Here is a 26,015-nt window from a genome sequence, read left to right as displayed (position 1 = left end):
CTCCTAGTTGCCGGCGGCCTGTTGCTTCTTGGCGGCCAATTCCGCCTTGGCGCCCTGCACCATGCGCACGGCGATGTAAATGGAGATGGCGCTCACGAAGCCGAGCACTTCCACGGTGGCCAAGGGGCCGAGCAGCCAGCCCCAGGACGGGAATTCGGCCTGGAGGAGCTTGAGCACGACGGACATGAGGCAGCCGAGCACGGCCAGGCCGAACACGAAGCGGATGCCGTAGCCCTTGACGTACTTGGTGGCGACCACGCCGATCTGCGCGCCGATGGCCGCGCCGCAGAGCATGATCAGGGCGGCCATGAGCTCCACGCGGCCCTTGTAGGCGTAGGAGGCCGTGCCGTAGAGGCCGGAGATGGCCACTTCAAAGAGGTCCGTGCCGACCGCGAGGTGGGTCGGGCAGCCCACGAGGTAGACGAGGGCGGGCATGCGGATGAGGCCGCCGCCGATGCCGAGGATACCGGCGAGCCAGCCGGTGAAGAGGCTCACCGTGATGGGCAGCCACGCGGAGCAGGTGATGCCCGCGTTCTTGAAGTGCACGACAGGCGGGATGTGGATGGCCTGGAGCTTGCTCGCCCAGTCCACGCCCACGGCGGCCTTGTCGAGTTCCTTGTGCTGGGCCGCGGCTTCGCGCTCCTTCTTGCGGCGCAGCCACACGTCATGGAAGACGAGCCAGGCGAGCAGCACGAGCAGCACCACATAGAGCCAGCGGACGACCTTGTCCACCGAGCCGATGCGCTCGAGCCACATGACCATCTGGGCGCCGATTTCCACGCCCACCACAGTACCGATGAGCATGGTGATGCCGAGCAGGTAGTCCACGTTGCCGAACTTGCCGTGGCGCATGGTGGAGATGAGCGACTTGCCCGCCATCTGGGCCACGTCCGTACCGATGGCGAAAGCCATGGGGAAGCCGAGGATGTTGAGGCCCGGCGTGACCATCCAGGCGCCGCCCAGGCCGAAGAAGCCGCCGATGATGCCCACGCCGAGACCAAGAATGATCAGGCCGGGCCAGAAGATCATCACACCGGAAATGGGCATCAAGATATACAGCCAGTCCATGAGTGCCTCCTTTCCGGGCTACTTTTCCGCCAGTTCGCGGTGTTTGAGGTCGATGCCGATGTGCGACATGACGATATCGGCGAGCCAGCCGAGGATGCAGCCGATGATGGGGATGATGACCATGGTCATGATGGCGAAGAGCAGGTGGCTCTCGTTATACATTTCCGCCCACCAGTAAAGGATGCCGTCGAGCTTGCGGGTGTCGGCCACGATGACGACATCGGCTTTCTTCTTGGCGGCAAGGGCGATTGAAGGCATCAGGGCGGGCAAGACGAGCGCGCAGCCCAAGATCCAGGTCCACAGTCGGCGCAGTTTCCTCATGACATCCTCCAGCGGAAAGGGGAATCCAGGGAATGGAGGCATCCCGCACACAACGGCAGGGGGGCCTCGCGCCAGGATGGGGACGCGGCGCGAACCGTGGCGGTACTTCCATTCTGCCACAAAATCCTAAGCCTAGTGCCAGCCTTATACCCGGATGTGAAAATAATGGCAAGCCCGTCCGGGCATGTTCCGCGCTCCGGCGGCGCCCTCCGGGCGGCTTGCGCGGGGCCGCGTTCTCACCTAGGCTAGGAACGGCGCGCTTCCGCGCGTCCGGGCGCGGCCCGGCGTATTTTTTCACCATGACGCGAGGATGCCCATGGCCCCCGAGCATACCGGCACAAGTTCCGCGCCCGAAGGCGCGACCCGCAAAGACCGCAAGGACGATGCGCAAAACGGCCCCGCTTCAGGCGCGGCCCCCGAAAAGCCCACCTTCGCCGAGCGCCTGCTGCGCTTTTTCCGCCCGCGCCGCGGCCTTTCCCGCGCCGAGGCCATGGCCGCCTTCAACCGCCGCTATGCGTCGTTTAAGGAACTGCTCCAGGCCAATGCCGACCTCGCCGGCATCCTCGCGGCCCTCACCCAGGCCCAGCAGGGCGAGCGCGGCCTCGAGACGCGCGAAGTGCGCAAGGAGGCGCGCCGCGCGGTCTTTCTCTGCGAGCGCATGGCCGAGAGCCTCAACGGCATGTCCGGCAACCGCCATACCGAGCTCGTGGGCGCGGCCAAGGCGCTCGGCGGCCGCATCGAGCGCGAGTTGCGCAGCCACACCCGCGGCGACCTGCGCACCGTCACCGTGCCCCTCTCCGAGGTGGACGCGAGCATGGCCTATATCGTGGGCGGCAAGAACGCCAACCTCGGCGAGCTCAAGAACATGCTCGGGCTGCCGGTGCCGCGCGGCTTTGCCGTGACCATCAAGGCGGCGACCATCTTCCTTTTGCGCAACGGCGACCTTTTCGGCCGCATCTACGAGGCCTTGCGGCGGGTGGATGTGGAAAAGCCCTCCACCATCCGCAAAGCCGCGCGCGAGGCCGAGCGCTTCATCATGGCCGCGCCCGTGCCCGACGACCTCGCCCGCGCCATGTATGCCGCGTGGGACGACGCCTTCGGCGACGACCGCGACAAGGCGGTGGCGGCCCTGCGCTCCAGCGCGGTGGCCGAGGACGGCGTGCAGTCCTTCGCCGGGCAGTACCACAGCGTGCTCGGCGTCATGCGGCCGGAGCTGCTCACGGCCATGAAGACCGTCATCGCGAGCCTGTTTTCCGAGCGCGCCCTCACCTACAGGGCGGCGCACGGCTACGCGCTCGACGCCACCGGGATGGGCCTGTGCTGCGTACAGATGGTGGACGCGCGGGCGGCCGGCGTGGCCTTTTCGCGCCATCCTGTCGATCTGCGCTCCAACTGCGTGCTCATCAACGGCCTCTGGGGCCTCGGGGAGATGGTGGCCGACGGCACGGGCACGCCGGACCAGTGGCTCGTCTCGCGCGCCACGGGCAAGGTGACGCAATGCGTCATCGCGCACAAGGAGATGGAGATGGTGCTCCGGCGCCACGGGGAGCATGCGGAATGCGTGCTCACGGAAGTGCCCGAGGACATGCGCGACATGCCCTCCCTGAGCGACGCGCAGGCCGCGGACATCGCGGCCATGGCCCTCACGCTCGAGCGCCACTACCAGTATCCGCAGGACATGGAATGGGCCGTGGACCAGGACGACCGCATCGTGCTCCTCCAGGCGCGGCCCATGGGCCTTGACTGCGCGAGCCCGGACAGCGCCTCGGAGGAATGCACCCTGCCCGCGCTGGGGCATTTGCGGCCCCTGCTCTTCGGGGCGGACATCGCGGCCCGGGGCGTGGGCTGCGGCCCGGTGATGCACGCCCATCCCAACGAGGACCTGACGCACTTCCCCGAGGGCGCGGTGATGGTCATCGAGCATTCCTCGCCCAATGTGATGACCGCGCTCCGGCGCGCGGCCGCCTTGGTGGCCGAGACGGGCAGCCTCACCGGGCATCTCGCCTCCCTCTGCCGGGAGTTCGGCGTGCCCGCGCTCATGAACGTGCCCGGCGCCGTGAGCCTGCTGTCGGACGGCGAGGTGGTCACGGTGGACGCGCTGCTCGGCCGCGTGTTCGCGGGCGAGGTGCCCGAGCTTCTGGCCTTGAGCCTGCGCCGCCGCCAGCCGCCCCAGGCCGACAACCCGGCGCAGGTGCTGCTCCGGCGCGTGGCGCCCTATATCCTGCCGCTGCACCTCATCGACCCGCAGTCCGAGCTCTTCGCGCCGGCCAACTGCACCTCGCTGCACGACATCATGCGCTACGCCCACGAGAAGAGCTACGCGGAGATGTTCCTCCTTTCCGACAGCCTTTCGGAAAGCGGCGGCGCGGGCGCGGCCAGCCGCCTCGTGTGCGCGGTGCCGCTTGACCTCTACGTCATCGACCTCGGCGGGGGCCTCAAGCCGCCGCACCGGCCCGAAGTGACGCCGGAAGACGTGACCAGCGTGCCCTTCAAGCACCTGCTCGCCGGCATGCTGAACCCGGCCGTGCAGGCGCGGGGGCCCAGGCCGGTGAACATGCGCGGCTTCCTCTCGGTCATGGGGCAGAGCATGATCGGCGGCAACCTCCAGGGCGGGCAGCGCTTCGGCGACAGGAGCTACGCCATCGTGTCCGACCGCTACCTCAATTTCTCCTCGCGGGTGGGCTACCACTACGCCATTCTTGACAGCTGGTGCGGAGACACGGTGAACAAGAACTATATCCGCTTCGAGTTCGCGGGCGGCGCCGCCGGCGACGTGCAGCGCGGGCGGCGGGCGCGCTGCATCGGCCTTATCCTGAGCGAGCTCGGCTTTACCATCGACGTGCTCCATGATAGGGTGCGCGCGCGCTTCCAGAAATACCCGAAGCTCGAGATCTGCTCCCGCCTCGACCAGCTGGGGCGCCTGCTCATCATGACGCGCCAGATGGACATGCTCATGGTCAGCGAGGCCGCCGTCCAGACCTTCGCCGCCAACTTTCTCAACGGGGAATACCACTAAGGCCTGGTGCTCCGCTGCCGTGGACAACTTTTCCTTCATTCCGTCTGGAGCGAAGCGGAAGACGGATGCTCGTGCCGGAAGGATCCTAAAAAATAAGATTTTTAGGTTCCGGCAAGGAAGAAAAATAATTTCCGAAGGGAGTGTACTCAAGTACTCAACCGAGGAAATTTTTTTCTGACGCCGCCGGAACCTAAAAGGCTGTTTTTGACGGATGATTTCGGCATTACACAGGAAGCACAGATACAGCAACAACGAAAAGCCTGCCAAAGCCTCCATGCAAGGCGGCGGCCCTCCCGCAGCCGCCCGGAGTCATGCCATGCACCGCTCCCTGCTCGCCATCTTCGGCCCGGCCCGCTTCATCGGCCCGCAAAAAGCCCCCAAGCGCTGGGACAAGCCCGGCCACGTGCCGCAAAAGCTGCTCTCCCGCGACTTTATCCTGCTCTTCCTCATGGCCATGTGCAGCAACAGCTTCATCGCTGTCTACTACTGCTTCGAGCAGTGGATGCAGGGTCTCGGCATCGCGCCGCAGTGGCGGGGCATTCTGCTCTCCGCGCTCTTCGCCATGATCCTCATTTTCCGGCCGCTCACCAGCGTCTTCATGCTCAAGCGAAGCAAGCTCGGGGCCATGGTGGTCTCGCTCGTCGTCATGAGCCTCGCCATGCTCGTCTACCCCTATGTGACGCCGCACGACGCCGTGGCGATCATCCTCGCCCTGCGCCTCGTGCAGGGCATAGCGCTCGCCGTGTTTTCCTGCTGCACCGTGGCCGTGCTTGTGGACTGCATCCCGCCCGGGCAGAGCGCGCGCGGCTTCGCCCTCTTTTCCCTGACCATGCTCTTGCCGTACTCCATCATCCCGGCCGTGTCGGAGAGCCTTATCCCGCTGCTCGGCGGCGAGGCGCGCCTCTTCGCCGCCACCACCGTGCTCGGCATCCCGTCCTTCGTCATGATCGGCCTTCTGGCCAAGCGCCTGCGCACGCCCGAGGTGGCGCCCCAAAGCGGCATGTCGCGCCAGGAGCTGTGGCACGCCATCACCCATTCGGGCCTCGCCTTCGTCAACCTCTCCTGCCTCGCCTTCAGCATCACCACGGTCATCGCCATCTTTTTCATGAAGGGCCTGTGCGGCGTCACCGGGGCGCATCCGGCGTGGTTTTTCAGCACCTACACCGTCACCATCATCCTCGTGCGCCTTTTCGGCAGCCACCACATGGACACGCTGCCGCGCTACCGCGTGACCACGCTCTGCGCGGCCGTGCTCTCGCTCTGCGTGCTCGGGCTCGCCTGGGGGCCGCAGTGGAGCTTCCTGCCGCTCGCCTGCGTCTACGGGCTGAGCCTCGGCCTGCTCTATCCGCTCTTGGCGGCGGCGGTCTATGACCGCTCCACCCCGGAGATGCGCTCGGTGAATTCCAACGTGATGATGGCCACCTTCGACGCCAGCGGCATGCTGGCGCCCGTCATCGGCGGCCTCGTGATGCAGGCGGGTTTCGGCTACCAGGGGGTGTTCACGGCGGGCGCCGTGAGCGTGGCCTGCTGCGGCCTCTTCATGATCATCGACCGTGCGCGGGTGCTGCGCGCCGACCGCGAGGCCCGGCGCCGGGCGGCGTGAGGGGGCTTTACTGCGCCATGCCTTCCCGGCGGATGCGCTCGAAGAGCTCGCCGAGATTTTCCACCGACGTGAGGCGGCAGCCGTTTTCCGTGGGGCTGAAGCGGCCGGTCACGGCATAGTCCTGGCCGTTGCCCGCGTCATGGACCACAAAGGGCATGATCCAGCCCTCGCCGTCCGGGACGGCCGCGCCCGTCTCCCGGATCTCCTTCCTGCCCAGCGAGGCGTCGGCGAAGAGCGGCGCCAGAAGGCCGCTCGCGGCGTTGCCCGTGGGCTTGCGCCCGGCAAAGGCGCCCGAGGCCACGCCATTGAGGATAAAGGCCCGCGCCTCGTTCTTGAGCAGGCTGCGCACGGCCGCGCCGCCGTCGCCAGCGGCCTGCGAGAAGACGAGGGCCAAGAGGGGCGGCATGCCGCCGGCCGTCTCCGGCTGCGCCATGATGTGCATGAGAAGGCCCATGGCCTCTTCGAGGATGGCGTCCACATCCACCTGCCGCTCGAAAGCGGCCACATCGGCGCTGTCGATGGCCCTGGCCGTCTCGGCGAGGCAGCGGGCCGGCGCCCCGCTGTCCTCCACGGATGCGGCAGACGCGCCGGAGACATGCAGGAAGGCGAGCAAAAGGGCGAGCAGGAGCGGGGCGAAGGCAGGCTTCATGGGCGCGACTCCAGTTCCCGCGGCATTGTGCCGCGCAAAGGCAGCGGCAGGCCGCAGGTGACGAAGATGACGGGCAAGGCTACGCGCGCGAGCCGTTGGTTGGCGAGGCCGAGCAGGTCGAGGAAACGACGCGGAAGCGGCGAGGGCGGCACAAGCCCGAGGCCGGCCTCGGCCGTGACCACGGCCACGGGCAGCGTGCGCCGCGAAAGGCTCGCCGCGAGGCCGTCCACCCGGCCCAGCACGGCGGCGTCGTCGAGGCCCGCGCCGAGCAGGTTGGCGAGCCACATGCTCACGCAGTCAAGGAGCACCACGCCCGGGCTGCCGGCCTCGGCACTGGCGCTTTTCCCGGCCCACAGGGCGTCCAGCGCGGCGGGCACGTCCAGCGGCTCCTCAAGGCAGGCCCATTCCGGCCCGCGGGCTGCCCTGTGCTGGCGCACGCGCTCGGCCATTTCCGCGTCAGCGGGCTCACCTGTTGCCACATAGAGCCGGCGGGGCGCCCGCGCCTCGGCCCACTTTTGGGCGAGGCCGCTCTTGCCGCTGCGCACGCCGCCCACAAAGAGGGCGCAGGGGGGCGTCACGGGCGCGCCGGCGCCGCGCCCGCGCCGATCTCGGCGCAGCGGCGCCCGAGGTCGCGCAGCACGCCGGCCGCGGCGCGCACCGAGGCAAGAGCCCCGGGGTCGCCCGCGAGGCGGCGCTCCACCCAGTGGGCCACGAAGAGCAGCGAATCGTCATCCATGCCCTGCCCGCCGCCCTTGCGGATGGCCGCCAACAGGGCGCGCTGCGCCGCCGCCTGCTCGTCCAGGGCGCGGCGGTAGCGGGCGGCGAGGCCGTCCACGCGCAGCTGCCCGGCGGCGAGCTCCTGCCGCGCGGCGTTGGCCGCGCGCTTCTCGTCCAGCTCGAAGACGGCCTGGGCCATCTGGGCATTGATGTCCACGGCGTTCTGCGCGAGCCGCTCCACATGGGCGAGCCGCTCTTTCATGTCCGTGACGCCGGCCACGCCCTCCAGCGCCCCGGCGAGGATGACGGCGCGCCCGGCCAGCGCGAGATGGAACTGGCGGTTCTGGGCCTCGTTGAGGCCGCGCCGCTGGGCGGCGTCGTCGAGGGCCTGCAGGAAACGGCCGATATAGAGGTTGTAGAGCCCATGGATCATGCTCGGGTGGAAGGCATAGCGCAAAAGCCCCGCGCGCCCGCCGGCCACCATGCCGGCCTGCGCCACGCCGCAGCGCTGGTTGAGGGCCTGCACCGTGACGGAGAGCGTGCCCCCGCGCGGCCCGGGCTTGTAGCGCGACGCGAGCCAGTTGGCGAGCTCGGCCACAAAATTGGAGCGCACGCGGCTGTCTTCCGTCACCGGCGGCACATAGCCTGGGAGCGTCCCCTCGGCGCCGGCGGCCGTCCCTTCACCGGGCGCGCCGGGCGTGCCTACCCCGGCTGCCCCGGCCGCTCCGCCGGCCCCGGCAGCGCCCCCGGATCCGGCCGGAACGCCCGTATCCACGGGCGCGGCCACCGTGCCCTGCACATTGCGGCCGGCCAACGTGCCGGGCTCGGTGGGCGGGTTGAGCACCGATGCCGGAGGCGGGGGCGGCGCCGTGCGCAGGATATTGCCCACGCCAGCGAGGGGCGTGCCCTCGGTGATGCCGTCCACATAGCTGGCGGCCTTTTCCCGCAGGTGGGCGCGCGTGTCGTCGTCGCGGCTGAACCACCAGGCGGCCAGCGCCAGCAAAAGCACGGCCAGCGCCGCCACCAGCCAGAGCTTGCGACCGCCCGCGCCCGGCTCTGGTTCGGGCAGCGCCTCGGACGGCCCGGGGAGCGGCGCCAGCGGGCCTTCGGCAGGGGCGCCCGGAGGCGGTGCCGCGGGGGTGCGCTTTGCAGTGTCGTTCAGTTCCATATTCACCCCATGCGGCCTTGCGGGCCGCCGCCGGGGACGGGCCTCAGGAAGCGGGGCCGGCCTCCTCAGCGTTCAAAATAGGTATAGCCGCGCAGGCCGTCCTCAAAGGCCTGCATGACCGCGAAGCGCTCGCTCGGCGAGATGCGGCCCTCGCGCACGGCGTGCTCGGCGGCGCTGCGCAGGTTCTCGAGGATGCGGCGCGGCTCGTACTCCGCATAGCTCAAAACGTCGGACACGGAATCGCCCCGGATCTCGCGCACATATTCATAGCTGCCGTCGTCGGCGGCGCGGATGGAGACCACGTTTGTGTCGCCCATGAGGTTGTGCAGGTCGCCCAGGGTCTCCTGGTAGGCGCCCACGAGGAAGACGCCGAGATAGTATTCCTCGCCCTCGCGGAAGGGGTGCAGGTCGAGCATGGGCTTCATGCCCTGCGGGTCGATGAAGTGGTCGATGCGGCCGTCCGAATCGCAGGTGATGTCCGAGATGATGCCCTGCCGGGACGGGAATTCGCCGAGCCGGTGCACTGGCATGATGGGGAAGAGCTGGTCGATGGCCCAGGAGTCCGGCAGGGACTGGAACACGCTGAAATTGCCGTAATAGATGTCGGCGAGGTTGACGTCGATGTCCTCGAGGTCGCGCGGCACGTTCTTGAGCTTGCGCTTTTCCTTGGCGATGCGCATGAGGATGGCCCAGAAAAAGCGCTCGCCGAGCGTGCGCTGCCTCAGGCTCACGCCGCCGGTGGAGAAGAGGCGGCGCACCTCGTCGCGGTAATAGACGGCGTCGTTGTAGCTTTCCTGCAGGTTGCGCAGGCTGATGTTCGCCAGCGTCTCCTGCAGGTTGCGCACGGCCTCGGGCGCGTCTTCGGGCAGGGTCTCGGGCAGGCGCGCCTCCTCCACCACGTTCACGTCGAGGATGTTGAAGAGCAGCACGGAGCAGTAGGCCACGGTGGCCCGGCCGGACTCGGTGATGATGTGCGGGTGCGGGATGCCCTTTTCGTCGAGGATGCTCATGATGGTCTCGACCACGTCGGCGCAGTATTCGTCGAGATTGTAGTTGCGCGAAAAAACGTAGTTGGTGTGCGAGCCGTCATAGTCCACGGCGAGGCCGCCGCCGAGGTCGAGGTAGCCCATGGGCGCGCCTTCCTCCACGAGGCCCGCGTAAAGGCGCGTGGCCTCCATGACGCCGGTGCGGATGTCGCGGATATTGGAGATCTGCGAGCCCAGATGGTAGTGCAGCAGGCGGAAGCAGTCGAGCATGTCGCGGCTTTTGAGCGTGTCCACCACGTCCACGATCTGCGAGGGCGAGAGCCCGAAGGTGGAGCGCTCGCCGCCCGAGTCCGTCCAGTGCCCCCCGGCCTTCACCGAGAGCTTGGAGCGCACGCCCACGTTCGGGCGGATGCCGAGCGCGGCCGCGCGCTCGAGCACCACCTCGAGCTCGCCGGGCATTTCGAGCACGATGAAGATATTATAGCCTAAGCGCTGCGCCTGGAGGGCCAGGTCGATGAATTCCTCGTCTTTGTAGCCGTTGCAGATGATGCAGGCCTCGCGGTCGCGCATGAGGGCCACGGCCGCGATGAGCTCGGCCTTGGAGCCGGCCTCGAGGCCGTGGTGGAAGCGGCTGCCGAACTGGGCGATCTGGTCCACCACCTGCTGCTGCTGGTTGACCTTGATGGGGAAGACGCCGCGGTAATCGCCCTTGTAGCCGAGCGCGCGGATGGCCTTGCGGAAGGACTCGTGGATGTGGGCGATGCGGGAGCTCAGGATATTCTCCACGCGCAGCAGCACGGGCATGTCGTAGCCGCGCTCGTGGAGCCCTGCGATGATCTCCATGAGCGGGATCTGCGGGCCCTGCGCGCCGTGCGGGCACACGACCACCTCGCCGTTTTCCGACACGTCAAAAAAGCCCGCGCCCCAGGTGCGGATGCCGTAAAGCTCGACGGAATCCTCCACCCCCCACCGCTGCAAGGCGTGATTCTTTGCCAACAGATCCCCCCTCGTGGCTGCCGCCTTGTGGCCGGCGCCCGCTTGCGGGGCCCGGCTTTCGCCAGCCCCGTGCCCACCGAATTTGCCAGTATGCCTAAAAGCCTTGCGAAGTCAATGTGTTCTTGACGCTGGCCGGTGCATGGTACATTCTTGGGAGTATCTTTTAAGGAGGCGCACATGAAGATCCTGCTCCGGCGTGCCCCGGCCCTTTGCCTTGCGGGCCTGTGCCTCGCGGCCCTCAGCCTCGGGGGCGCCGCCTGTTCCGGCGGCGGCGACGCGGCCAAGGGGCCGCCCCCGGCCCCGGTGCATGTACGCCTCGTGACCGAGGCCGACGTGCCGCGCGTGCTCTCGGCAGTGGGCAATGTGCGCGCCTCGGCCACGGTGGGCGTGACCCCGCGCGTCACCGGCGAGCTTTTGGACGTGCGCTTCACCGAGGGACAGGAGGTGGAGGCAGGGCAGCCGCTCGTGGTCATCGACCCGCGCCCCTTCGAGGCCGCCCTGCGCGAAAAGAAGGCCGTGCTCGCCAAGAGCGAGGCGCAGCTTGCCAAGGCCAATGATGACAGGCGCCGTTACGGCAAGCTCGTGGGCGGCGGCTATGTGAGCCGCGAGGCCTACGAGCAGACGGCCACGGACGCCGCCGCGCTGCGCGCCACCGTCCAGGCGGACCGCGCCGCCGTGGAGAGCGCGGCGCTGGAGCTCGCGTATTGTACCGTCACCGCGCCCATCGGCGGCCGCGTGAGCGCGCTCAACGTGGACAAGGGCAACATGGTCAAGAGCACGGACGCGACACCCATCGTGACCATAGACACGCTCTCGCCCATCTATGTGACCTTTTCCGTGCCCGAGGCGCAGCTCCCGGTCATTCTCGAGCGCATGGCGCAGGGCGACGTGGCGGTCACGGCCACGCCCACGGGCGGCGCCGCGGAGACCGGGCGCCTCACCCTCGTGGACAATACCGTGGACACGCGCACCGGCACCATCCGCCTGCGCGCGGCCTTCGACAATCCCGGGCGCCGGCTCTGGCCGGGCCAGTTCGTGCAGGTGGCGCTCCCGCTCGGCGTGGCCGAACACGCGCTGGTGGTGCCCTCCCGCGCCGTGCAGGCCGGCCGCGACGAGCGCTATGTGTATCTGGTGGATGGCGAGGGCCGCGCCGTCTACCGGCCGGTGACGCCGCTTTTCGAGCACGAGGGCGCCACCGTGGTGCAGGGCCTTCAAAAGGGCGACCGCGTGGTGGTGGACGGCCAGGTGCGGCTCGCTCCCGGCGTGCCGGTGAACGTGCTGGAGTAGATGGGTTTGCCGCCAGACGCGGACGGCGCGAAGCACATCCGCACTTCGCGCCGTCTGTGGGCCGGGCACCCGGCAGCCCCCGTTGCCGCTGCTTCCTTTCGGACCTGACGGGGTTGGCGGGGGCTGCCGCCGCCCGGCTTGGCATCACCTTTAGCCGCTCGAAGGGCGCCTGTCAATCGGGGTGCCGGGCGTGGCGCCGCGGCCTCTTTTGCGCTATTCTCGCCGCATGGCACAGCAAGACCCCCCCAAGGCGCCCGCGCGCAGGGCTTTCACCGCCTCCGGCCAGGTGCAGGGCGTGGGCTTCCGGCCCTTTGTCTGGCGCCTCGCCACCGAGGGCGCCCTCACCGGCTCGGTGCGCAACACGGCCGACGGCGTGCGCATCGAGGTGCAGGGGGAGCCCTCCGCCGTGGCGGCCTTCGGCCGGCGCCTGCGCGAAGAATTGCCGCCCTTGGCGCGCCTCACCGGCGTCACCGAGGCGGAGCTCGCGCCCGTGGCCGGCGAGGCGGAATTCCGCATCCTCGAAAGTGAGGGCGCCCCCAGCCATACCGTGCTCGTGAGCCCGGACGTGGCCATTTGCGAGGACTGCCTCGCCGAAATGCGCGACCCCTCCGACCGCCGCTTCGGCTATGCCTTCACCAATTGCACCAATTGCGGGCCGCGCTTCACCATCACCCAGTCCATCCCCTATGACCGTGCCGTGACGAGCATGGCCTGCTTTCCGCTTTGCCCGGCCTGCGCCGAGGAATACGAAAACCCGGCGGACAGGCGTTTCCACGCCCAGCCCATCGCCTGCCCGGAATGCGGCCCGCGCCTCTGGTTCGTGGATGCGGCGCAGGCCGGCCGCGGCCCGGAAGCCACCGGCCCCACGCCGGAAAACCAGGCCCACGCGCTGGCCCGCGCCGGGCGGTTGCTGCTTGACGGCGGTATCCTCGCCCTCAAAGGCCTCGGCGGCTTCCAGCTCCTGTGCGACGCGCGCAACGAAAAGACCGTGGCCACCTTGCGGCGCCGCAAATTGCGGCCGCACAAGGCGCTCGCCGTGCTGGCGCACGACCTCGCCGCGGCCCGCGAAGCCTGCCGAATCGGCCCGGCGGCCGAGCGCCTGCTCACGGGCACGGAAAAGCCCATCGTCATCTGCCCGCGCCGGGAGGACAGTTCGGCCCTCCCCGCCGCCATCGCGCCGGATTCCGCCACCGTGGGCCTCATGCTGCCGTATACGCCGCTTCACGCCGCGCTCTGCGACTGGCTCGCCGAGCACGGGGGCGCCGCGCCGCTGCTCGTGGCCACCTCGGGCAACCCGCACGGGGAGCCCCTGTGCCTCGGCAACCGCGAGGCGCTGGCGCGCCTTGCGGACATGGCGGACGGCTGGCTGCTCCATGACCGCGACATCCTCGTGCGCGTGGACGACAGCGTGGTCATGGTGCCCGAGGAGGCGGCCGCCGCGCCGCTCCCCGTGCGGCGAGCCCGGGGCTATGTGCCCCGTCCGGTGCCCTTGCCGGAGTTTCCCGGCCCCAAGGGGCAGGCGGCCCCCTGCGTGTTCGGGGCGGGCGCCGGGCTCAAGGCCGCGTTTTGCCTCACGCGCGGGCACGAGGCCTTCATGGGCCAGCATATCGGCGACCTCGAAAGCCCGGCCACGCTCGGCTTTTATGACGAGGCCGCCCGGCGCCTCGAGGAACTGCTGGAAGTGCGGCCCGAGGCGCTCGTCTGTGACCTGCACCCGGACTTCCCCTCCAGCCGCCGCGCCGAGGAGCGTGCCCGGCGCGAGGTCCTGCCACTCTATCGCCTCCAGCACCATGCGGCGCACGCGGCCGCCATCCTCGCCGAGCACGGCGTGACGCAGCCGGCGCTGGCGCTCTGCCTTGACGGCACCGGCCTCGGCACGGACGGCACCATCTGGGGCGGAGAGCTCCTCCTTATGGATCTCGGCGCGCCGGAATGGCGAAGGCTCGGCCGGCTCTCGCCCTTCGCGCTCCCCGGCGGCGAGGCCGCCATCCGCGAGCCGTGGCGCATCGCCCGGGGGCTTGCGTGGCTTTCGGGCATGGACTGGCGCCCCGAAGCGGCGCCGAAAGGTGAAGAGCCTCCGTCCCCGCGTGCTCTCGCCGCCGTGGATGCCCTGCTCGACCGGGGGCTCAATTCCCCCGCCACCTCCAGTTGCGGGCGCCTGTTTGACGCCGTGGCCGCGGCGCTGGGCCTCGGCCTCGCCATCACCTACGAGGGGCAGGCGGCCATCCGGCTGGAGAGCGCGGCCCGGGCGTGGCTCGCCGCCCACGGGGGCGAGCTGCCTGCGCCGTGGAGCGTGCCCCTTAGGGAGGGGGAGGACGGCCTGCTTACGCTGGACAGCGCGGCCCTGTTCGCCGGGGTGCTTGGCGCACGGGAAGGCGGCATGGATGCGGGCGAAATCGCGGCCCGCTTCCACGCGAGCCTTGCCAGGGGCTTCGCCGACATGGCCGCCCGGGCGGCGGAAAAGCTCGGCCCGCGCATGGTGGGCCTCTCGGGCGGCTCCTTCCAGAACCTCATCCTTTCGGGCCGATTGCGAGAAGAGCTCGCGGCCCGCGCCCTCAAGCCCCTGGGCCACGCGCAGGTGCCGCCGGGAGACGGCGGCCTCGCGCTCGGTCAGGCCGTGTGGGGCGCCCGCATGCTCGCGCAGGGGCGCGCCCCGGCCTGAGTGCGCCGCAGTTGCGCGCAAGGTCTCCCCGCGCTATGGTTATGGACACGGCGGCATCCCATGATGGGTTTGTCACCAACTGTGTCCAAGGGCCTACCTTAATTCCGTCTGGAGCGCAGCGGAAGACGGGTGCTGCGACCGGATGGCGGCGCGAAGCGCCGTGCCCGTTGGCGAGCAAAGCGAGCCTTACGGGCATCGACAGCAGCGATGGTGCCGGAAGAATCCTAAAAAATAAGATTTTTAGGTTCCGGCGCGCTAGCCGTTGCCCGGCTTGCCGGGCTTACGGATAGCGACAGCGGTTGCGTTGGCTGGCTGGGGTGGTAACTAATTGCTGTCTCCATCCGTAGCTTCCTTCGTCGCAACGGCTGGAGCAAGGAAGATAAAAATTTCCGAAGGGAGTGTACTTAAGTACTCGACCGAGGAAATTTTTCTCTGACGCAGCCGGAACCTAAGCGCTAGCCGTTGGCGAGCTTGCGAGCCTTACGGATAGCGACTGTGGCATCGTTGGCTGGCTGTTGCGGTAACTAGTTGCTGTCTCCATCCGTAGCTTCCTTCGTCGCAACGGCTGGAGCAAGGCTGTTTTTGACGGATAATTTCGGCATTACGCAGGGCACACAGTCAGCCGCGGCAGTCCTACCTAGCAGGCATACCAACAACGCCCAACAAAGAGGCGGCAAAACATGGACATTGACGGCATCCGCGCCCTGCTCGCGCAGGACAGGCCCACAGTGGGCACCTGGCTCCAGCTCCCCTCGCCGGACGTGGCCGAGCTCATGGCCCGCGCGGGCTATGACTGGGTGGCCGCGGACATGGAGCACGGCTCCTTCGGGCCTGAAGTGCTGCCCGACATCTTCCGCGCCGTGGAATGCGGCGGCGCCGCGCCCGTCGCGCGGCTGCCCGAAGCCTCCAAGACGTGGATCAAGGCCGCGCTGGAGGCCGGCGCGCAGGGGCTCATCTTCCCCATGATCGAGAGCCGCGCCCAGCTCGACCGCGCCATCGACCTCGCCACTTATCCCGGCCAGGACTCCTGGCGCGCCGCCGGGGAGACCGCGCCGGAATACCGCGGCGTGGGCTATTGCCGGGCCAATGTGTTCGGCAAGGAGTTCGACGCCTACCGGGAGAAGCGCGCGCCAAAGATCTTTCTCGTGGCGCAGATCGAGCATATCCGCGCCGTGGACGAGCTCGACGCCATCCTCGCGCAGCCCAGGCTCGATGCCATCATGGTCGGCCCCTACGACCTCTCGGGCAGCATGGGGCTCACGGGCCGCTTCGACCACCCGGACTTCATGGCCGCCATGGAGCGCATCAAGGCGGCCTGCGCCCGCGCCCACGCCCGCATGGGCCTGCACATCGTGCAGCCCGACCCGGCGGCGCTGGCCCGGGAGATCGCGGCCGGCTGCCGCTTCATCGCCTACGGCATCGACACGGTCTTTCTCTGGCGCGGGGCGGAGCGGCCGCGCGTCTAGATGGACCACGCAAAAGACCGCCTTGAGGGGGAACCACTCGTGCGCATGACTGTTTTCGGCGGCTCGGGCTTTCTCGGCTCGCATATCTGCGACAAGCTCTCGGACGCAGGCCACGCCGTGACCATCGTGGACGTGCGCCCCTCGCCGTGGCTGAGGCCCGGCCAGCGCATGCTCGTGGGCTCCATCCTTGACGAGGGCATCGTCGCCGAGGCCGTGGACGGCGCGGACATGGTGTTCAACTACGCGGGCATCGCGGACATCGGCGAAGCCAATTCCCGCCCGGTGGACACGGCGCGCATCAACGTGGTCGGCAATGTCATGGCGCTCGAGGCCTGCCGCAAGGCGGGCGTCTCGCGCTATGTGTTCGCCTCGTCGCTCTATGTCTACGGGAAGTCCGGCGGTTTTTACCGTTGCAGCAAGCAGTCCTGCGAGATCTATATCGAGAACTACCAGGCCATGTACGGCCTGCCGTATACCATCCTGCGCTACGGCTCGCTCTACGGGCCGCGCGCCGACCGCCGCAACGCCATCGAGCGCTTCGTGCACGAGGCGCTGACGAAGGGCGTCATCACCTATTACGGCGCGCCCACGGCCCTGCGCGAATACGTGCACGTGGACGACGCCGCCACGGCAACCCTTGCCATCCTCGCGCCGGAATTCGCCAACCAGAACATCATCATCTCCGGGAACCAGCCCATGCGCGTGGGCGACCTGTTCAAGATGATCGGCGAGATGCTCGGCAAGGAGCTTGTCATCGAATACCAGAACGACCCCAACAGCGGCCATTACCAGATAACGCCCTATGCCTTCATGCCCAAGGTGGGCCGCAAGCTCGTGCCGCCGCTCACCGTGGACCTCGGCCAGGGCATCCTCCGTGTCATGGAGGAGGAGCACCGCGCCCTGCACCCCGACATGCAGGCCGAGGGCGGCTACCTCGTCCCCACGGACGACTGAGGGCCCCGCCCGACATCCCCCCACAAGCCCGCAAGGAGTACGCCAGTGAACATCATCGCCATCATCCCCGCGCGCATGGGCTCGAGCCGCTATCCCGGCAAGCCCCTGGCGCTCATCCACCATGTGCCCATGGTGGGGCACGTTGCCTTCCGCACGGCCATGAGCCCCATCCTGTCCTCCACCTGGGTGGCCACCTGCGACCCCATCATCGAGGACTACTGCAAGCGCGTTGGCCTCAACTGCGTCATGACCGGCGACCACCACGTGCGCTGCTCCACGCGCACGGCCGAGGCGTTGCTCAAGATCGAGGAGCTCACGGGCAAGCGCGCGGACATCGTGGTCATGGTGCAGGGCGACGAGCCCATGGTGCGCCCGGAGATGATCGACGCGGCCGTGCAGCCGCTGCTGGAGGAGCCGGCGGTCAACGTGACCAATCTCATGGCCGAGATGGAGACCCTTGCGGAATTTGAGGACCCCAACGAGGTCAAGGTGGTGGTGGACCGCGCGAACGACGCGCTCTATTTTTCGCGCGAGCCCATCCCCTCGCGCAAGAAGGGGAGCGACAAGGTGCCCATGCGCAAGCAGGTCTGCATCATCCCGTTCAGGCGCGACTATCTGTTGCGTTTCAACGAGATGGAAGAGAGCCCGCTCGAGATCTACGAATCCGTGGACATGCTGCGCATCCTCGAGCATGGCGAAAAGGTGCGCATGGTGCCCACGGCCGCGCGCACCTGGAGCGTGGACACGCCCGAAGACCTCGCCCGCGTGGCGCGCCTCATGGAAGGCGACGACCTCATGGCGGCCTACGCGGACAAGGCGCGCTAGATGGAAAGCCCGGAGCCCGAAAGAGGGGAGGGCGCACCCGCGCCGGCCCCCACGCCCCCGAAAGCCCCCACGGCCACTGGCCGGCTCGCCGCCGCGCTCGAAGAATTGTGGGTGGCGCTTTTAGGCTGGATTCCCACGCCTTTGGGCATGGGCCTCAGGGCGCTCTGCTGGCTGCCGCTCTTCGCGTCGCGCACGCTCGTGCGCTTCGGCACGGGCGTGAGCCTGGCCGGCTGTCGCAACATGCGCTTCGGCCGGGGCGTGCGCGTGGGGCGTCACTGCATCCTCACGGCGCAGGACGGCGAGCTCAAGCTCGCGGACGGCGCGGCGCTCTCGCCGGGGGTGCATCTCGGGGCGGACCATGGCCGCATCGAGGTCGGGCAATTCACGGCCATCGGCCCGGGCACGGTGGTGCGCGCGGCCAATCACCGCTTTGAGCGCCGCGACGTGCCCATCATGCGGCAGGGCCATGTGCCGGGCACGGTCATCATCGGGGACGATGTCTGGATCGGCGCCAACTGCGTCATCACCCCGGATGTGCGCATCGGGCGCGGGGCCGTGGTGGGCGCGGGCGCGGTGGTCACGCGCGACGTGGAGCCTTTCCGCGTGGTGGGCGGGGTGCCGGCGCGCGTCATCGGGAGGCGGGGCGAAGCCGGAACTGGGGAAGGGTAGGGAGCCATGAAGCTGGAATGCCTGGTTTTTGACTGCGACGGCGTCATCCTCGACAGCGTGCCCGTCAAGACGCGGGCCTTCGCCCGCCTGGCCGAGCCCTTCGGGCCGGAAGCGCGCGACCGCTTCGTCATGTACCACACGGTGCATGGCGGCGTGAGCCGCTACCGCAAGTTCGCCTGGTTTTTCCAGGAGGTGCTCGGCCGGGAGATCACGCCGGAAGAATTGGAAGACTGGGGGCGCCGCTTCGCGGACTACGCGCTGGACGAGGTGCGCCGCTGCGCGCTCATTCCGGGCGCGGCCGACGTGCTGGAGAAGTGGCACGGCCGCCTGCCGCTCTATGTCTGCTCGGGCGCGCCGGAGGGGGAAGTCCGCGCCGTGCTCGCCGAGCGCGGACTCGCGGACATGTTCACCGGCATCCACGGCTCGCCGCCGGCCAAGGCCGAGCTTCTGGCGCGCATCGTGAACGGCGCCGGCGTTGCGGCGGAAGCGGCCCTCATGGTGGGCGACGCCGTGACCGACCGCGACGCCGCCGAACAGGTGGGCACGCGCTTCTATGGCGTGGGCCCGGAACTCAAGGGCGGCCCCTTCCCCTGGGGGCCGGATCTCAGGGGGCTCAATGCCTGGATCGAAGACCATGCCTGAGCGGCAATTCCTCCGCGGCCTCGCGCTCGCGCTGTGCGTGCTGCTGGCAGCCGCCCTCTGCGCTTGCGGGTCGGACGAGGAAAAGGGCGCGGAGAAGGGCGCGCAAAAGGCGGCGGAAAGCGCCGCGCCCGCGGCCCCGGCCGTCACGAAGGCCGCGCCGGAACCTGAGGCCGCCCCCGTGACGGAACTGACGGCCGAGGAACGCGCCCGCGCCGAGGCCGCGCTCGACTTTCACAATACGGCCATGAACGCGCTTGAGACCGGCTATTATGCCCTGCCGGAAGCGCTCTACGCCAATGCGCGCCTGTATCTCAAGACCTGGCAGTTGCCGGGGCGGCCCAAGGGCGCGGGCAGCCGCGAGGCCGCGAAGGCGCGCCTCAAGCCCAAGGCCGGCGTCTTCAGCGAGGAGGAGGCGGCGAAGCTCACCGCAGCGCTGGCCGGCATGGACAAGGCGCTGGACAGCCTGCTCGGCAAGTACAAGGCGCTGGAAGACTATGTGGCCGACAGCCGCATCAAGGACGACGGCGCCAAGGGCAAGGCGCTGGCGGCCAAGCTGGATGCGGACCACGCCGAGTTCATGGCCGCCCGCAAGTCCTGGCTGGAAATCGTGGAGGCCCGCGCCGCCCAGGCCGAGGCCGCGCTTTTGCGCGGCCATCCGCTGCAACGGCAGATCGAGGCGGCCTCCGCCATCTTCGCCGGCTTCGGGCGCGCTGCGGAGCTTTTGGGCGCGGAAGACGCCGCGGCCGCGGGCGAAGTTGCCGCCAAGGGCGCGGCGGCGGAGAAGCAGGCCGGCGACGCCGCAGCCACACTGGAGGCCACGGCGCGCACCACGCTTCAGCATATCCACACGGAGCTTGCAAACCGTATCGCCGAAGCGGGCAAGCCGCCTTTTGCCGCGGCCCCGCAGCTCGAGCGGCAGTACCGCGCCTTCCTCAAGGAGGCGCAGGCCTATGCCGACGCGCTCGGGCGGGGGCTCGCCGAGGGCTTTTACCCGCCGCAGCGGCGCGAGCTCAATGTGGCGGCGCTGCGCAGCCGCGCGGCCTATAATGCCTTCGTGCGCGAGGCCAACGGCCTGCGTGCGCGTTGAGCGCGGTTTGTGCGTTTCCTGTGTCGGTTTTGCTTGTGGCGTAGTGCTGCCTATGTAATGCCGAAATTATCCGTCAAAAACAGCCTTTTTTGTGCTGCCCGCGTCAGAAAAAAATTTCCTCGGTCGAGTACTTGAGTACACTCCCTTCGGAAATTCTTTTTCTTCCTTGCTTCAGCCGTTGCGACGAAGGAAGCTACGGATGAAGACAGCAGTTAGTTACCGCACCGGTCAGCCAACGCTGCCACTGTCGCTATCCGTAAGGCTCGCAGGCTCGCCAACGGCTAGCGCGGCAGCACAAAAAAATCTTATTTTTTAGGATTCTTCCGGCACGAGCACCCGTCTTCCGCTTCGCTCCAGACGGGGAATGGAATGCGCGCTCCTCTACCCCCGTTCCTTGTGGCATTTTCTCTCCTCCGGTCCTGTCAGCTTTCCGACAGGGCCGGAGTTTTTTGCAGCCTGCCAGCGCGTTGCCGTCCCCTCCGTCTTTCATGATTCCATGCTAAATCAGCGACTTGCAATTCTGGCAAGCTCTTTGCAATGCCTCGGGCAACGCACGGCGCGGCCTGGGGGCAACGCCGGGCGCGCTCAAGAGAAAATACGCCTGCCGGGGCATCCGGCGAAAGCAAGCCGGATGAGACCGGAAGATCGTTTTGGGAGGTTGCCATGTTTTTCTTGCTCGGCGGTAACGACAAAAAGGCCCGCAAGGCCGAGAAGCAGCAGAACACCGCGCCCGCGGCCGACTCGCGCGTGCGCGAGGCCTTTCTTGCCGGGCGTTTCCCGGTGGTCACCACGCATCAGGTGGAAGGCCGCAAGATCGCCAAGGTGCTCGGCCTCGTGTGCTGCCGCGGCTATGACTCGGAAGAGGCCTTTTTCGGCATGGCCGCCCGCGCCATGAACAAGGGCGCGCAGGCCATCGTGGGCTATAACGAGAACGTGGCCTTCCATCCCGACGGCAGCAAGTATTTCACCTGCTACGGCACGGCCGTGATGTTCGAGTACGACCCGGCCGACCCGGAAAGCCTGCCCCTCATGCTCCAGCAGCGCTTCCGCGAGCGTGACCAGCGCATCAACGACGACATGATCTAGCGGAAAACGAGTTTTCCCCCGGGCTTTCGGCAACGGTCCCCACCGGCCGGAAAGGAGAGCCGGCCGTGAAAAGCGGCGCCTGCATCACGCGGGCGCCGCTTTTGCGCGTGGTGGCCGGTGAAAAATGGCGCGGCCGACGCGTCAGCCGCCCAGATAGGCCTCGCGCACCGCGGCGTCGGCCAGCAGGTTCGCCGCCGTGTCCTCGCGCACCACGCGGCCCACTTCCAGCACATAGCCACGCGTGGCGAGCTTGAGGGCCGCGCGGGCGTTTTGCTCCACGAGGAGCACGGTGACGCCGCGCTGGTTGATGGCCCGCACGGTGTCGAAGATGGAGCGCACGAGCAGGGGCGCGAGGCCGAGGGAAGGCTCGTCCAGCAGGAGCAGGCGCGGCTCGGCCATGAGCGCGCGGCCGATGGCGAGCATCTGCTGCTCGCCGCCCGAGAGCGTGCCCGCGAGCTGGCCCTTGCGTTCCTGAAGGCGCGGGAACAGGTCGAAAATCCACTCCAGGGTGCGCTCGCTGCGCTCCTTGTCGCGGATGCGGAAGGCGCCGAGGCGCAGGTTCTCGAGGACGCTCATGGCGCCGAACACGCGCCGGCCCTCGGGCGCCTGGGCGATGCCGAGGCCCACGACCTCGTGGCTCGGCAGGCGCAGGAGCGGCTTGCCGTCGAAGAGTATCTCGCCGGAGCTCGGCCGCACCAGGCCGCTGATGCTGAGCAAGGTGGTGCTCTTGCCCGCGCCGTTGGCCCCGAGGATGGTGACGATCTCGCCCTCGTCCACGGTGAGGTCGATGCCGTGCAGGGCCTCCACGCTGCCGTAGCGCACCCGGATGTCCGAAAGCGTCAGCAGGGCCATGTCACCACCTGTCGTCATCGGCGCCGAGATAGGCCTCGATGACCGCCGGGTTTTCGCGCAAGGCGGCGGGCTCGCCCTCGGCGATGAGCGTGCCGTGTTCCAGCACCACCAGTTTCTCGCAGACCTGCATGACGAGCCGCATGTCGTGCTCGATAAGCAAAATGGTGATGCCGCGGCCGCGGATGGCGCGGATGAGCTCCACAAGGGCCGCGGTCTCCTGGTCGTTCATGCCGCCGGCCGGCTCGTCGAGGATGAGCAGGCGCGGGTCGGAGGCCAGCGCGCGGGCGATTTCCAAAAGGCGCTGGTTGCCGTAGGAAAGCGCGTGCGCCATGGCGCTGGCCTGGTCGGTGAGGCCCACGAAGCTGAGCTCCTCCAGCGAGCGGGCCACGGCCGCGCGCTCCTCTCGGCGCTGCCCTGGGGTGTGCAGCATGCAGGCCAAAAGGCCGGCTTTCATGCGGCAGTGCCGCCCGGCCAGCACGTTCTCGATCACGGGGAGGCGCCCGAACAGCCGGATGCTCTGGAAGGTGCGCGCGATGCCCAGCTCCACGATGCGATGCGGCCGAAGCCCGGTGATGTCCTCCCCGGCGAAGCGCATGCTGCCCCGCTCCGGCGCGTAGTTGCCGGTGATGCAGTTGAACACCGTGGTCTTGCCGGCGCCGTTGGGGCCGATGAGGCCGACGACGCTGCCCTCGTCCACGCTGAAGGAAAGGTCGTTGACGGCCACGAGCCCGCCGAAGACCTTGGTCACGTCCGTGAGCTCAAGCAGGCTCATGGCCGCGCCCCCTCCTGCGGGTGCGGCATGGCGTAGCGGCGGGGCAGCGGCGGCAACAGGCCCTGCGGGCGCCAGATCATCATCACCATCATGGCGAGGCCGAAGATGAGCATGCGCGCCTCGGAAAACTCGCGCAACAGCTCGGGCAGCCCGATGAACAGGAACACGCTCACGAGCACGCCGAGCTGGCTCCCGCCGGAAAGGATGACCACGGCGAAGAGGATGACCGACTCCATGAAATTGAAGGATTCCGGCGCGATGGTCAGCATCTTGGCGGCATAGACCGTGCCGGCCACGCCGGCCCACGCGGCGCCGAGGGTGAAGGCCGCGAGCTTGTAGCCGGTCACGTTGACGCCGCAGCCCTCGGCGGCCACGTCATCCTCCTTGATATAGTTGAGCGCGCGCCCGAAGCGCGAGCGCCACAGCCCGTAAAAGAGCAGCATGCTCACGCCCACCATGCCCCAGACGAGATAGTAGAACTGGATGCCCTTGACGATGCGGAAGCCGAAGAACACGGGCCGCGAAATGCCGAAAATGCCGTTGGCGCCGCCCGTGAGCCCAAAGACATCATTAATGAGCGCGATGCGGACGATCTCCACGATGCCGATGGTCACGATGAGCAGGTAATCGCCGCGCAGATGAATGATGGGCCTGGCCACGGCCAGCGCGAAGAGGCCGGCCGCCGCGCCCGCGGGCAGCATGGTGAGAAAAATGGACCAGTGGCACACGGTGTTGAGGATGGCCGTGGTGTAGGCGCCCACGGCGAAAAAGGCCGCGTGGCCCATGTTGAAGATGCCGGCCTGCCCGAGCATCACGTTGAGCGAGAGGGAGAGCAGGGCGTAGAGCCCGATCATCACGCACACGTCCGTCCAGTAGGCGTTGCACACGAGCGGCAGGCCCGCGATGACCACGGCCAGCGCCACATAGAGCGGCGTGCGGCTCATAGCTTGTCCGCCGTGCGCTCGCCCAGGATGCCCGTGGGGCGGATGATGAGGATGAGGATGAGCACGAGGAAGGCCACGGCGTCCTTCCAGGCCATGGCCACATAGCCCGCGGCCAGCGCCTCGGTGACGCCGAGGAGGAGGCCGCCGAGCATGGCCCCGGGGATATTGCCGATGCCGCCGAGGATGGCGGCGGTGAAGGCCTTGAGCCCGTAGGACCAGCCCATGGTGAAGTCGATCTGCCCGTAGTAGATGCCCACCATGAGCCCGGCCATGCCGCCAAGCCCCGGCCCGATGAGGAAGACGAGCGCGATGACCCGGTCCACGTTGATGCCCATGAGCCGCGCCGCCCCGGGGTCGATGGCCGTGGCGCGGATGGCCGCGCCCATGCGCGTGCGCTGGATGAAGGCCGAGAGCGCCAGCATGAGCGCCACGCTGGCCCCGAGGATGAGCAGGCGCACGCCGGGCACGCTCACGCCGAAGAGATTGACCGTGAAGTCGGGGCGCAGGAAATCGGGATAGACGTAGACGCGCGCCCCGTAGATAAGCATGATGGCGTTTTCAAAAAAGATGGAGGCGCCAAGCGCCGACACCACGGCCGAAAGGCGGTTGGCGCCGCGCAAGGGGCGGTAGGCCGCGCGCTCGAGCACTACGCCGATGAGCGCCACGAGCAGCCCCACCATGAGGAAGACCGCCAGCACGGCCACGGCCGGAGGCAGCACGCCGGCGAGGTTCCAGCTGGCGAGCAGGGTGAGGCCGAGATAGGCACCGATGGTGAACAGGTCGCCGTGGGCGAAATTGATGAGCTTGAGCACGCCATAGACCATGGTGTAGCCCAGGGCCACCAAGGCGTAGATGCCGCCCACGGCCAGACCGTTGAGAAGCTGCTGGAAAAATTGTTCCATGCCTGAGCGCCGAGATTCCTGTGCCCGGTGCGCCGCCACCCGACGCACCGGGCCTGAAACAGATTCACGCCTGCCGCGCGCCGCCCGGGCGGCAGGGCGCCTTCCCGGGCTTTCGCCCGCGCCTAGCGGGGTTGCAGCTCGAATGCGCCCTCGTTGTTCACCACATAGGTGCGGTAAAATTCGCCCACGCGGTCGCCCTTGGCGTCAAAGCCGAGGCTCCCGGAAAGGCCGGGCATGTCCTTGAGCTCCTTGAGCCACGCGGCCATGGCCTCCGGGTCGGCCTTGCCGGCGGCAAGAGCGCCCTCGATGGCCTTGTAGGCGTCCCCCGCGAGCACCGCCCACACGGAAACGGGCACGCTGTCGTATTTCGCCTTGTAGGCGGCGAGAAAATCCTTGGCTTCCTTGGTGTCCATGTCCTGAGGCAGGGGCGGGCTGATGAAGAAATAGCCGGCCGCGGCTTCAGGCCCGGCGATCTTGACGAGGTCCTGGTGGTTGGCCGCGTCGCCGCCCATCATGGGCACGTTCCACGACATTTCCTTTTTCTGGCGGAGCAGCATGCCGGTCTCGGGATAGTAGCCGGTGAAGAACACGAGGTCCGGGTCAGCGGCCTTGAGCTTGGTGAGGATGGCCGTGTAGTCGCGCTCGCCGGGCGTGAGGGCGTCGAAGAAGATGACCCTGACGCCGGCCTTTTCCAGCGCGGCGCGGCTCTCCTCCGCGAGGCCCTTGGCGTAGGAGGAATTGTCGTGGAGCAGGGCCACGGCCTTGTAGCCGCCCTTTTCGATGGCGGCCGCGGCCGACTTGCCCTGGGCGTCGTCGCGCGGGCTCGTGCGGAAGAAGCGCTCGAGGCCCTTTTCCGTGAGGCGCACGCTGGTGGAGCCGGTGCCGATCTGCACGAGGCCCGCCTCGTCCACGATATTCTGCGTGGCTTCCGTCACCGCCGAGCCGTAGGTGCCGATGACCGCGGCCACGCCGGCGCTGGCCAGCTTCTGCGCGGCAAGGGCCGCCGTGCGCGGGTCGCCCGCGTCGTCCTCCACCACGAGGCGCACGGTATCGCCGTTGATGCCGCCTTTGGCGTTGGTTTCGTCCACGAGCAGGGTCACGATATTCTTCATGTCCTGCCCTTCGGAGGCCCATTTGCCCGTGAGCGGGCACATGAGGCCGATCTTGATCTCGCCGCACGTGGCGGGCTGCGCGGAAAGCACAGGCAGAAGCGCGAGCGCCAGCGCGCCCACAAGGCCGAAAACTCTGTTCATGCGGGTCCCCCGATGCGGCAAGTGAATGAAGTGGCGGCAGCTTACCGCAAAACGCGACAAAGCAAAAGCCCCCACAGCGGGGCAAGGGCG

General features: G+C 68.4%; 22 protein-coding genes and 1 other RNA gene. 11 read left to right on the top strand and 12 right to left on the bottom strand.

Annotated elements, in window-relative coordinates; genetic code table 11:
• Positions 1–3 precede the first annotated feature (3 nt).
• Both G7Y54_RS05300 and G7Y54_RS05295 read right to left on the bottom strand, forming a co-directional pair.
• Positions 4–1,068 (bottom strand): sulfite exporter TauE/SafE family protein, encoded by a 1,065-nt coding sequence (locus G7Y54_RS05300; RefSeq protein ID WP_165078246.1) that lies wholly within the window; start codon positions 1,066–1,068, stop codon positions 4–6.
• An 18-nt stretch (positions 1,069–1,086) separates the two neighbouring features.
• The gene (locus tag G7Y54_RS05295) at positions 1,087–1,389 is read right to left on the bottom strand and encodes a DVU0150 family protein (RefSeq protein ID WP_165078245.1); all 303 of its coding nucleotides are present in this window, start codon (positions 1,387–1,389) and stop codon (positions 1,087–1,089) included.
• Between the two features lie 316 nt (positions 1,390–1,705).
• On the opposite strand from G7Y54_RS05295, the gene G7Y54_RS05290 reads away from it, so the two are divergent.
• Positions 1,706–4,405, top strand: a complete 2,700-nt coding sequence (locus tag G7Y54_RS05290; protein WP_165078244.1) for a PEP/pyruvate-binding domain-containing protein — start codon at positions 1,706–1,708, stop codon at positions 4,403–4,405.
• 316 nt (positions 4,406–4,721) lie between these two features.
• The gene (locus G7Y54_RS05285) at positions 4,722–6,008 is read left to right on the top strand and encodes an MFS transporter (protein ID WP_165078243.1); all 1,287 of its coding nucleotides are present in this window, start codon (positions 4,722–4,724) and stop codon (positions 6,006–6,008) included.
• Positions 6,009–6,015: 7 nt separating this feature from the next.
• Here G7Y54_RS05285 and G7Y54_RS05280 read toward each other — a convergent pair whose 3' ends face one another.
• The 4 genes from G7Y54_RS05280 to speA all read right to left on the bottom strand — a co-directional run bounded on the left by G7Y54_RS05280 (position 6,016) and on the right by speA (position 10,524).
• Positions 6,016–6,657: a hypothetical protein gene (locus tag G7Y54_RS05280; RefSeq protein ID WP_165078242.1), complete on the bottom strand. Its 642-nt coding sequence runs from the start codon at positions 6,655–6,657 to the stop codon at positions 6,016–6,018.
• Positions 6,654–7,235: a bifunctional adenosylcobinamide kinase/adenosylcobinamide-phosphate guanylyltransferase gene (locus tag G7Y54_RS05275; protein WP_165078241.1), complete on the bottom strand. Its 582-nt coding sequence runs from the start codon at positions 7,233–7,235 to the stop codon at positions 6,654–6,656. The genes G7Y54_RS05280 and G7Y54_RS05275 overlap by 4 nt, the downstream gene beginning before the upstream one ends.
• Positions 7,232–8,542: a hypothetical protein gene (locus G7Y54_RS05270; RefSeq protein ID WP_165078240.1), complete on the bottom strand. Its 1,311-nt coding sequence runs from the start codon at positions 8,540–8,542 to the stop codon at positions 7,232–7,234. Before G7Y54_RS05270 ends, G7Y54_RS05275 begins: the two co-directional genes overlap by 4 nt.
• 65 nt (positions 8,543–8,607) lie before the next feature.
• On the bottom strand, positions 8,608–10,524 hold the full coding sequence (speA, locus tag G7Y54_RS05265; RefSeq protein WP_165078239.1) for a biosynthetic arginine decarboxylase: 1,917 nt from the start codon (positions 10,522–10,524) through the stop codon (positions 8,608–8,610).
• 177 nt (positions 10,525–10,701) lie between these two features.
• Here speA and G7Y54_RS05260 point away from each other — a divergent pair, with 177 nt between their 5' ends.
• Positions 10,702–11,811 (top strand): efflux RND transporter periplasmic adaptor subunit, encoded by a 1,110-nt coding sequence (locus G7Y54_RS05260; RefSeq protein ID WP_165078238.1) that lies wholly within the window; start codon positions 10,702–10,704, stop codon positions 11,809–11,811.
• A gap of 60 nt (positions 11,812–11,871) precedes the next feature.
• Here G7Y54_RS05260 and ffs read toward each other — a convergent pair.
• An RNA gene (gene ffs / locus G7Y54_RS05255) (signal recognition particle sRNA small type) lies at positions 11,872–11,952 on the bottom strand.
• 85 nt (positions 11,953–12,037) lie between these two features.
• Between ffs and hypF the strand changes: the two genes are divergently transcribed.
• The 8 genes from hypF to G7Y54_RS05215 all read left to right on the top strand — a co-directional run bounded on the left by hypF (position 12,038) and on the right by G7Y54_RS05215 (position 21,202).
• Positions 12,038–14,473: a carbamoyltransferase HypF gene (gene hypF / locus G7Y54_RS05250; protein WP_165078237.1), complete on the top strand. Its 2,436-nt coding sequence runs from the start codon at positions 12,038–12,040 to the stop codon at positions 14,471–14,473.
• Positions 14,474–15,153: 680 nt separating this feature from the next.
• A complete protein-coding gene (locus G7Y54_RS05245; protein WP_165078236.1) occupies positions 15,154–15,939 on the top strand; it encodes an aldolase/citrate lyase family protein in 786 nt (261 codons plus the stop codon).
• A 39-nt stretch (positions 15,940–15,978) separates the two neighbouring features.
• Complete coding sequence (locus G7Y54_RS05240) at positions 15,979–16,893, top strand: NAD(P)-dependent oxidoreductase (RefSeq protein ID WP_165078385.1); 915 nt, start codon at positions 15,979–15,981, stop codon at positions 16,891–16,893.
• 45 nt (positions 16,894–16,938) lie between these two features.
• Positions 16,939–17,718, top strand: coding sequence for a 3-deoxy-manno-octulosonate cytidylyltransferase (locus G7Y54_RS05235; RefSeq protein WP_165078235.1), 780 nt, complete (start codon positions 16,939–16,941; stop codon positions 17,716–17,718).
• Positions 17,719–18,387 carry an acyltransferase gene (locus G7Y54_RS05230; protein WP_165078234.1) on the top strand — a complete coding sequence of 223 codons (669 nt, stop codon included), beginning with the start codon at positions 17,719–17,721 and terminating at the stop codon, positions 18,385–18,387.
• Positions 18,388–18,393: 6 nt separating this feature from the next.
• The gene (locus tag G7Y54_RS05225; RefSeq protein ID WP_165078233.1) at positions 18,394–19,029 is read left to right on the top strand and encodes an HAD family hydrolase; all 636 of its coding nucleotides are present in this window, start codon (positions 18,394–18,396) and stop codon (positions 19,027–19,029) included.
• Positions 19,004–20,116 carry a hypothetical protein gene (locus G7Y54_RS05220; RefSeq protein WP_241159381.1) on the top strand — a complete coding sequence of 371 codons (1,113 nt, stop codon included), beginning with the start codon at positions 19,004–19,006 and terminating at the stop codon, positions 20,114–20,116. The genes G7Y54_RS05225 and G7Y54_RS05220 overlap by 26 nt, the downstream gene beginning before the upstream one ends.
• A 663-nt stretch (positions 20,117–20,779) precedes the next feature.
• Positions 20,780–21,202 (top strand): YbjQ family protein, encoded by a 423-nt coding sequence (locus G7Y54_RS05215; RefSeq protein ID WP_165078232.1) that lies wholly within the window; start codon positions 20,780–20,782, stop codon positions 21,200–21,202.
• Between the two features lie 141 nt (positions 21,203–21,343).
• Here G7Y54_RS05215 and G7Y54_RS05210 read toward each other — a convergent pair whose 3' ends face one another.
• The 5 genes from G7Y54_RS05210 to G7Y54_RS05190 form a co-directional block, all read right to left on the bottom strand.
• Positions 21,344–22,054 (bottom strand): ABC transporter ATP-binding protein, encoded by a 711-nt coding sequence (locus G7Y54_RS05210; protein ID WP_165078231.1) that lies wholly within the window; start codon positions 22,052–22,054, stop codon positions 21,344–21,346.
• A 1-nt stretch (position 22,055) separates the two neighbouring features.
• Complete coding sequence (locus G7Y54_RS05205) at positions 22,056–22,826, bottom strand: ABC transporter ATP-binding protein (protein ID WP_165078230.1); 771 nt, start codon at positions 22,824–22,826, stop codon at positions 22,056–22,058.
• Positions 22,823–23,770, bottom strand: coding sequence for a branched-chain amino acid ABC transporter permease (locus G7Y54_RS05200; protein ID WP_165078229.1), 948 nt, complete (start codon positions 23,768–23,770; stop codon positions 22,823–22,825). Before G7Y54_RS05200 ends, G7Y54_RS05205 begins: the two co-directional genes overlap by 4 nt.
• Positions 23,767–24,672, bottom strand: a complete 906-nt coding sequence (locus G7Y54_RS05195; RefSeq protein WP_165078228.1) for a branched-chain amino acid ABC transporter permease — start codon at positions 24,670–24,672, stop codon at positions 23,767–23,769. The genes G7Y54_RS05200 and G7Y54_RS05195 overlap by 4 nt, the downstream gene beginning before the upstream one ends.
• Before the next feature lie 122 nt (positions 24,673–24,794).
• Complete coding sequence (locus G7Y54_RS05190) at positions 24,795–25,925, bottom strand: branched-chain amino acid ABC transporter substrate-binding protein (RefSeq protein ID WP_165078227.1); 1,131 nt, start codon at positions 25,923–25,925, stop codon at positions 24,795–24,797.
• Between the last annotated feature and the right edge of the window lie 90 nt (positions 25,926–26,015).

Source organism: Desulfovibrio sp. ZJ746 (assembly GCF_011039155.1).
GTDB lineage: Bacteria > Desulfobacterota > Desulfovibrionia > Desulfovibrionales > Desulfovibrionaceae > Desulfovibrio.
This window is presented reverse-complemented; position numbering and strand designations above follow the sequence as displayed.

What these genes read in the sequence shown, in the direction of transcription:
- G7Y54_RS05260 (WP_165078238.1), top strand. Translation starts at nt 10,702, where the DNA reads ATGAAGATCCTGCTCCGGCGTGCCCCGGCCCTTTGCCTTGCGGGCCTG.
- G7Y54_RS05230 (WP_165078234.1), top strand. Translation starts at nt 17,719, where the DNA reads ATGGAAAGCCCGGAGCCCGAAAGAGGGGAGGGCGCACCCGCGCCGGCC.
- G7Y54_RS05245 (WP_165078236.1), top strand. Translation starts at nt 15,154, where the DNA reads ATGGACATTGACGGCATCCGCGCCCTGCTCGCGCAGGACAGGCCCACA.
- hypF (WP_165078237.1), top strand. Translation starts at nt 12,038, where the DNA reads ATGGCACAGCAAGACCCCCCCAAGGCGCCCGCGCGCAGGGCTTTCACC.
- G7Y54_RS05190 (WP_165078227.1), bottom strand. Translation starts at nt 25,925, where the DNA reads ATGAACAGAGTTTTCGGCCTTGTGGGCGCGCTGGCGCTCGCGCTTCTG.
- G7Y54_RS05290 (WP_165078244.1), top strand. Translation starts at nt 1,706, where the DNA reads ATGGCCCCCGAGCATACCGGCACAAGTTCCGCGCCCGAAGGCGCGACC.
- G7Y54_RS05270 (WP_165078240.1), bottom strand. Translation starts at nt 8,542, where the DNA reads ATGGAACTGAACGACACTGCAAAGCGCACCCCCGCGGCACCGCCTCCG.
- G7Y54_RS05215 (WP_165078232.1), top strand. Translation starts at nt 20,780, where the DNA reads ATGTTTTTCTTGCTCGGCGGTAACGACAAAAAGGCCCGCAAGGCCGAG.
- G7Y54_RS05210 (WP_165078231.1), bottom strand. Translation starts at nt 22,054, where the DNA reads ATGGCCCTGCTGACGCTTTCGGACATCCGGGTGCGCTACGGCAGCGTG.
- G7Y54_RS05205 (WP_165078230.1), bottom strand. Translation starts at nt 22,826, where the DNA reads ATGAGCCTGCTTGAGCTCACGGACGTGACCAAGGTCTTCGGCGGGCTC.
- G7Y54_RS05200 (WP_165078229.1), bottom strand. Translation starts at nt 23,770, where the DNA reads ATGAGCCGCACGCCGCTCTATGTGGCGCTGGCCGTGGTCATCGCGGGC.
- G7Y54_RS05220 (WP_241159381.1), top strand. Translation starts at nt 19,004, where the DNA reads ATGCCTGGATCGAAGACCATGCCTGAGCGGCAATTCCTCCGCGGCCTC.
- G7Y54_RS05280 (WP_165078242.1), bottom strand. Translation starts at nt 6,657, where the DNA reads ATGAAGCCTGCCTTCGCCCCGCTCCTGCTCGCCCTTTTGCTCGCCTTC.
- G7Y54_RS05285 (WP_165078243.1), top strand. Translation starts at nt 4,722, where the DNA reads ATGCACCGCTCCCTGCTCGCCATCTTCGGCCCGGCCCGCTTCATCGGC.
- G7Y54_RS05195 (WP_165078228.1), bottom strand. Translation starts at nt 24,672, where the DNA reads ATGGAACAATTTTTCCAGCAGCTTCTCAACGGTCTGGCCGTGGGCGGC.
- G7Y54_RS05300 (WP_165078246.1), bottom strand. Translation starts at nt 1,068, where the DNA reads ATGGACTGGCTGTATATCTTGATGCCCATTTCCGGTGTGATGATCTTC.
- G7Y54_RS05295 (WP_165078245.1), bottom strand. Translation starts at nt 1,389, where the DNA reads ATGAGGAAACTGCGCCGACTGTGGACCTGGATCTTGGGCTGCGCGCTC.
- G7Y54_RS05225 (WP_165078233.1), top strand. Translation starts at nt 18,394, where the DNA reads ATGAAGCTGGAATGCCTGGTTTTTGACTGCGACGGCGTCATCCTCGAC.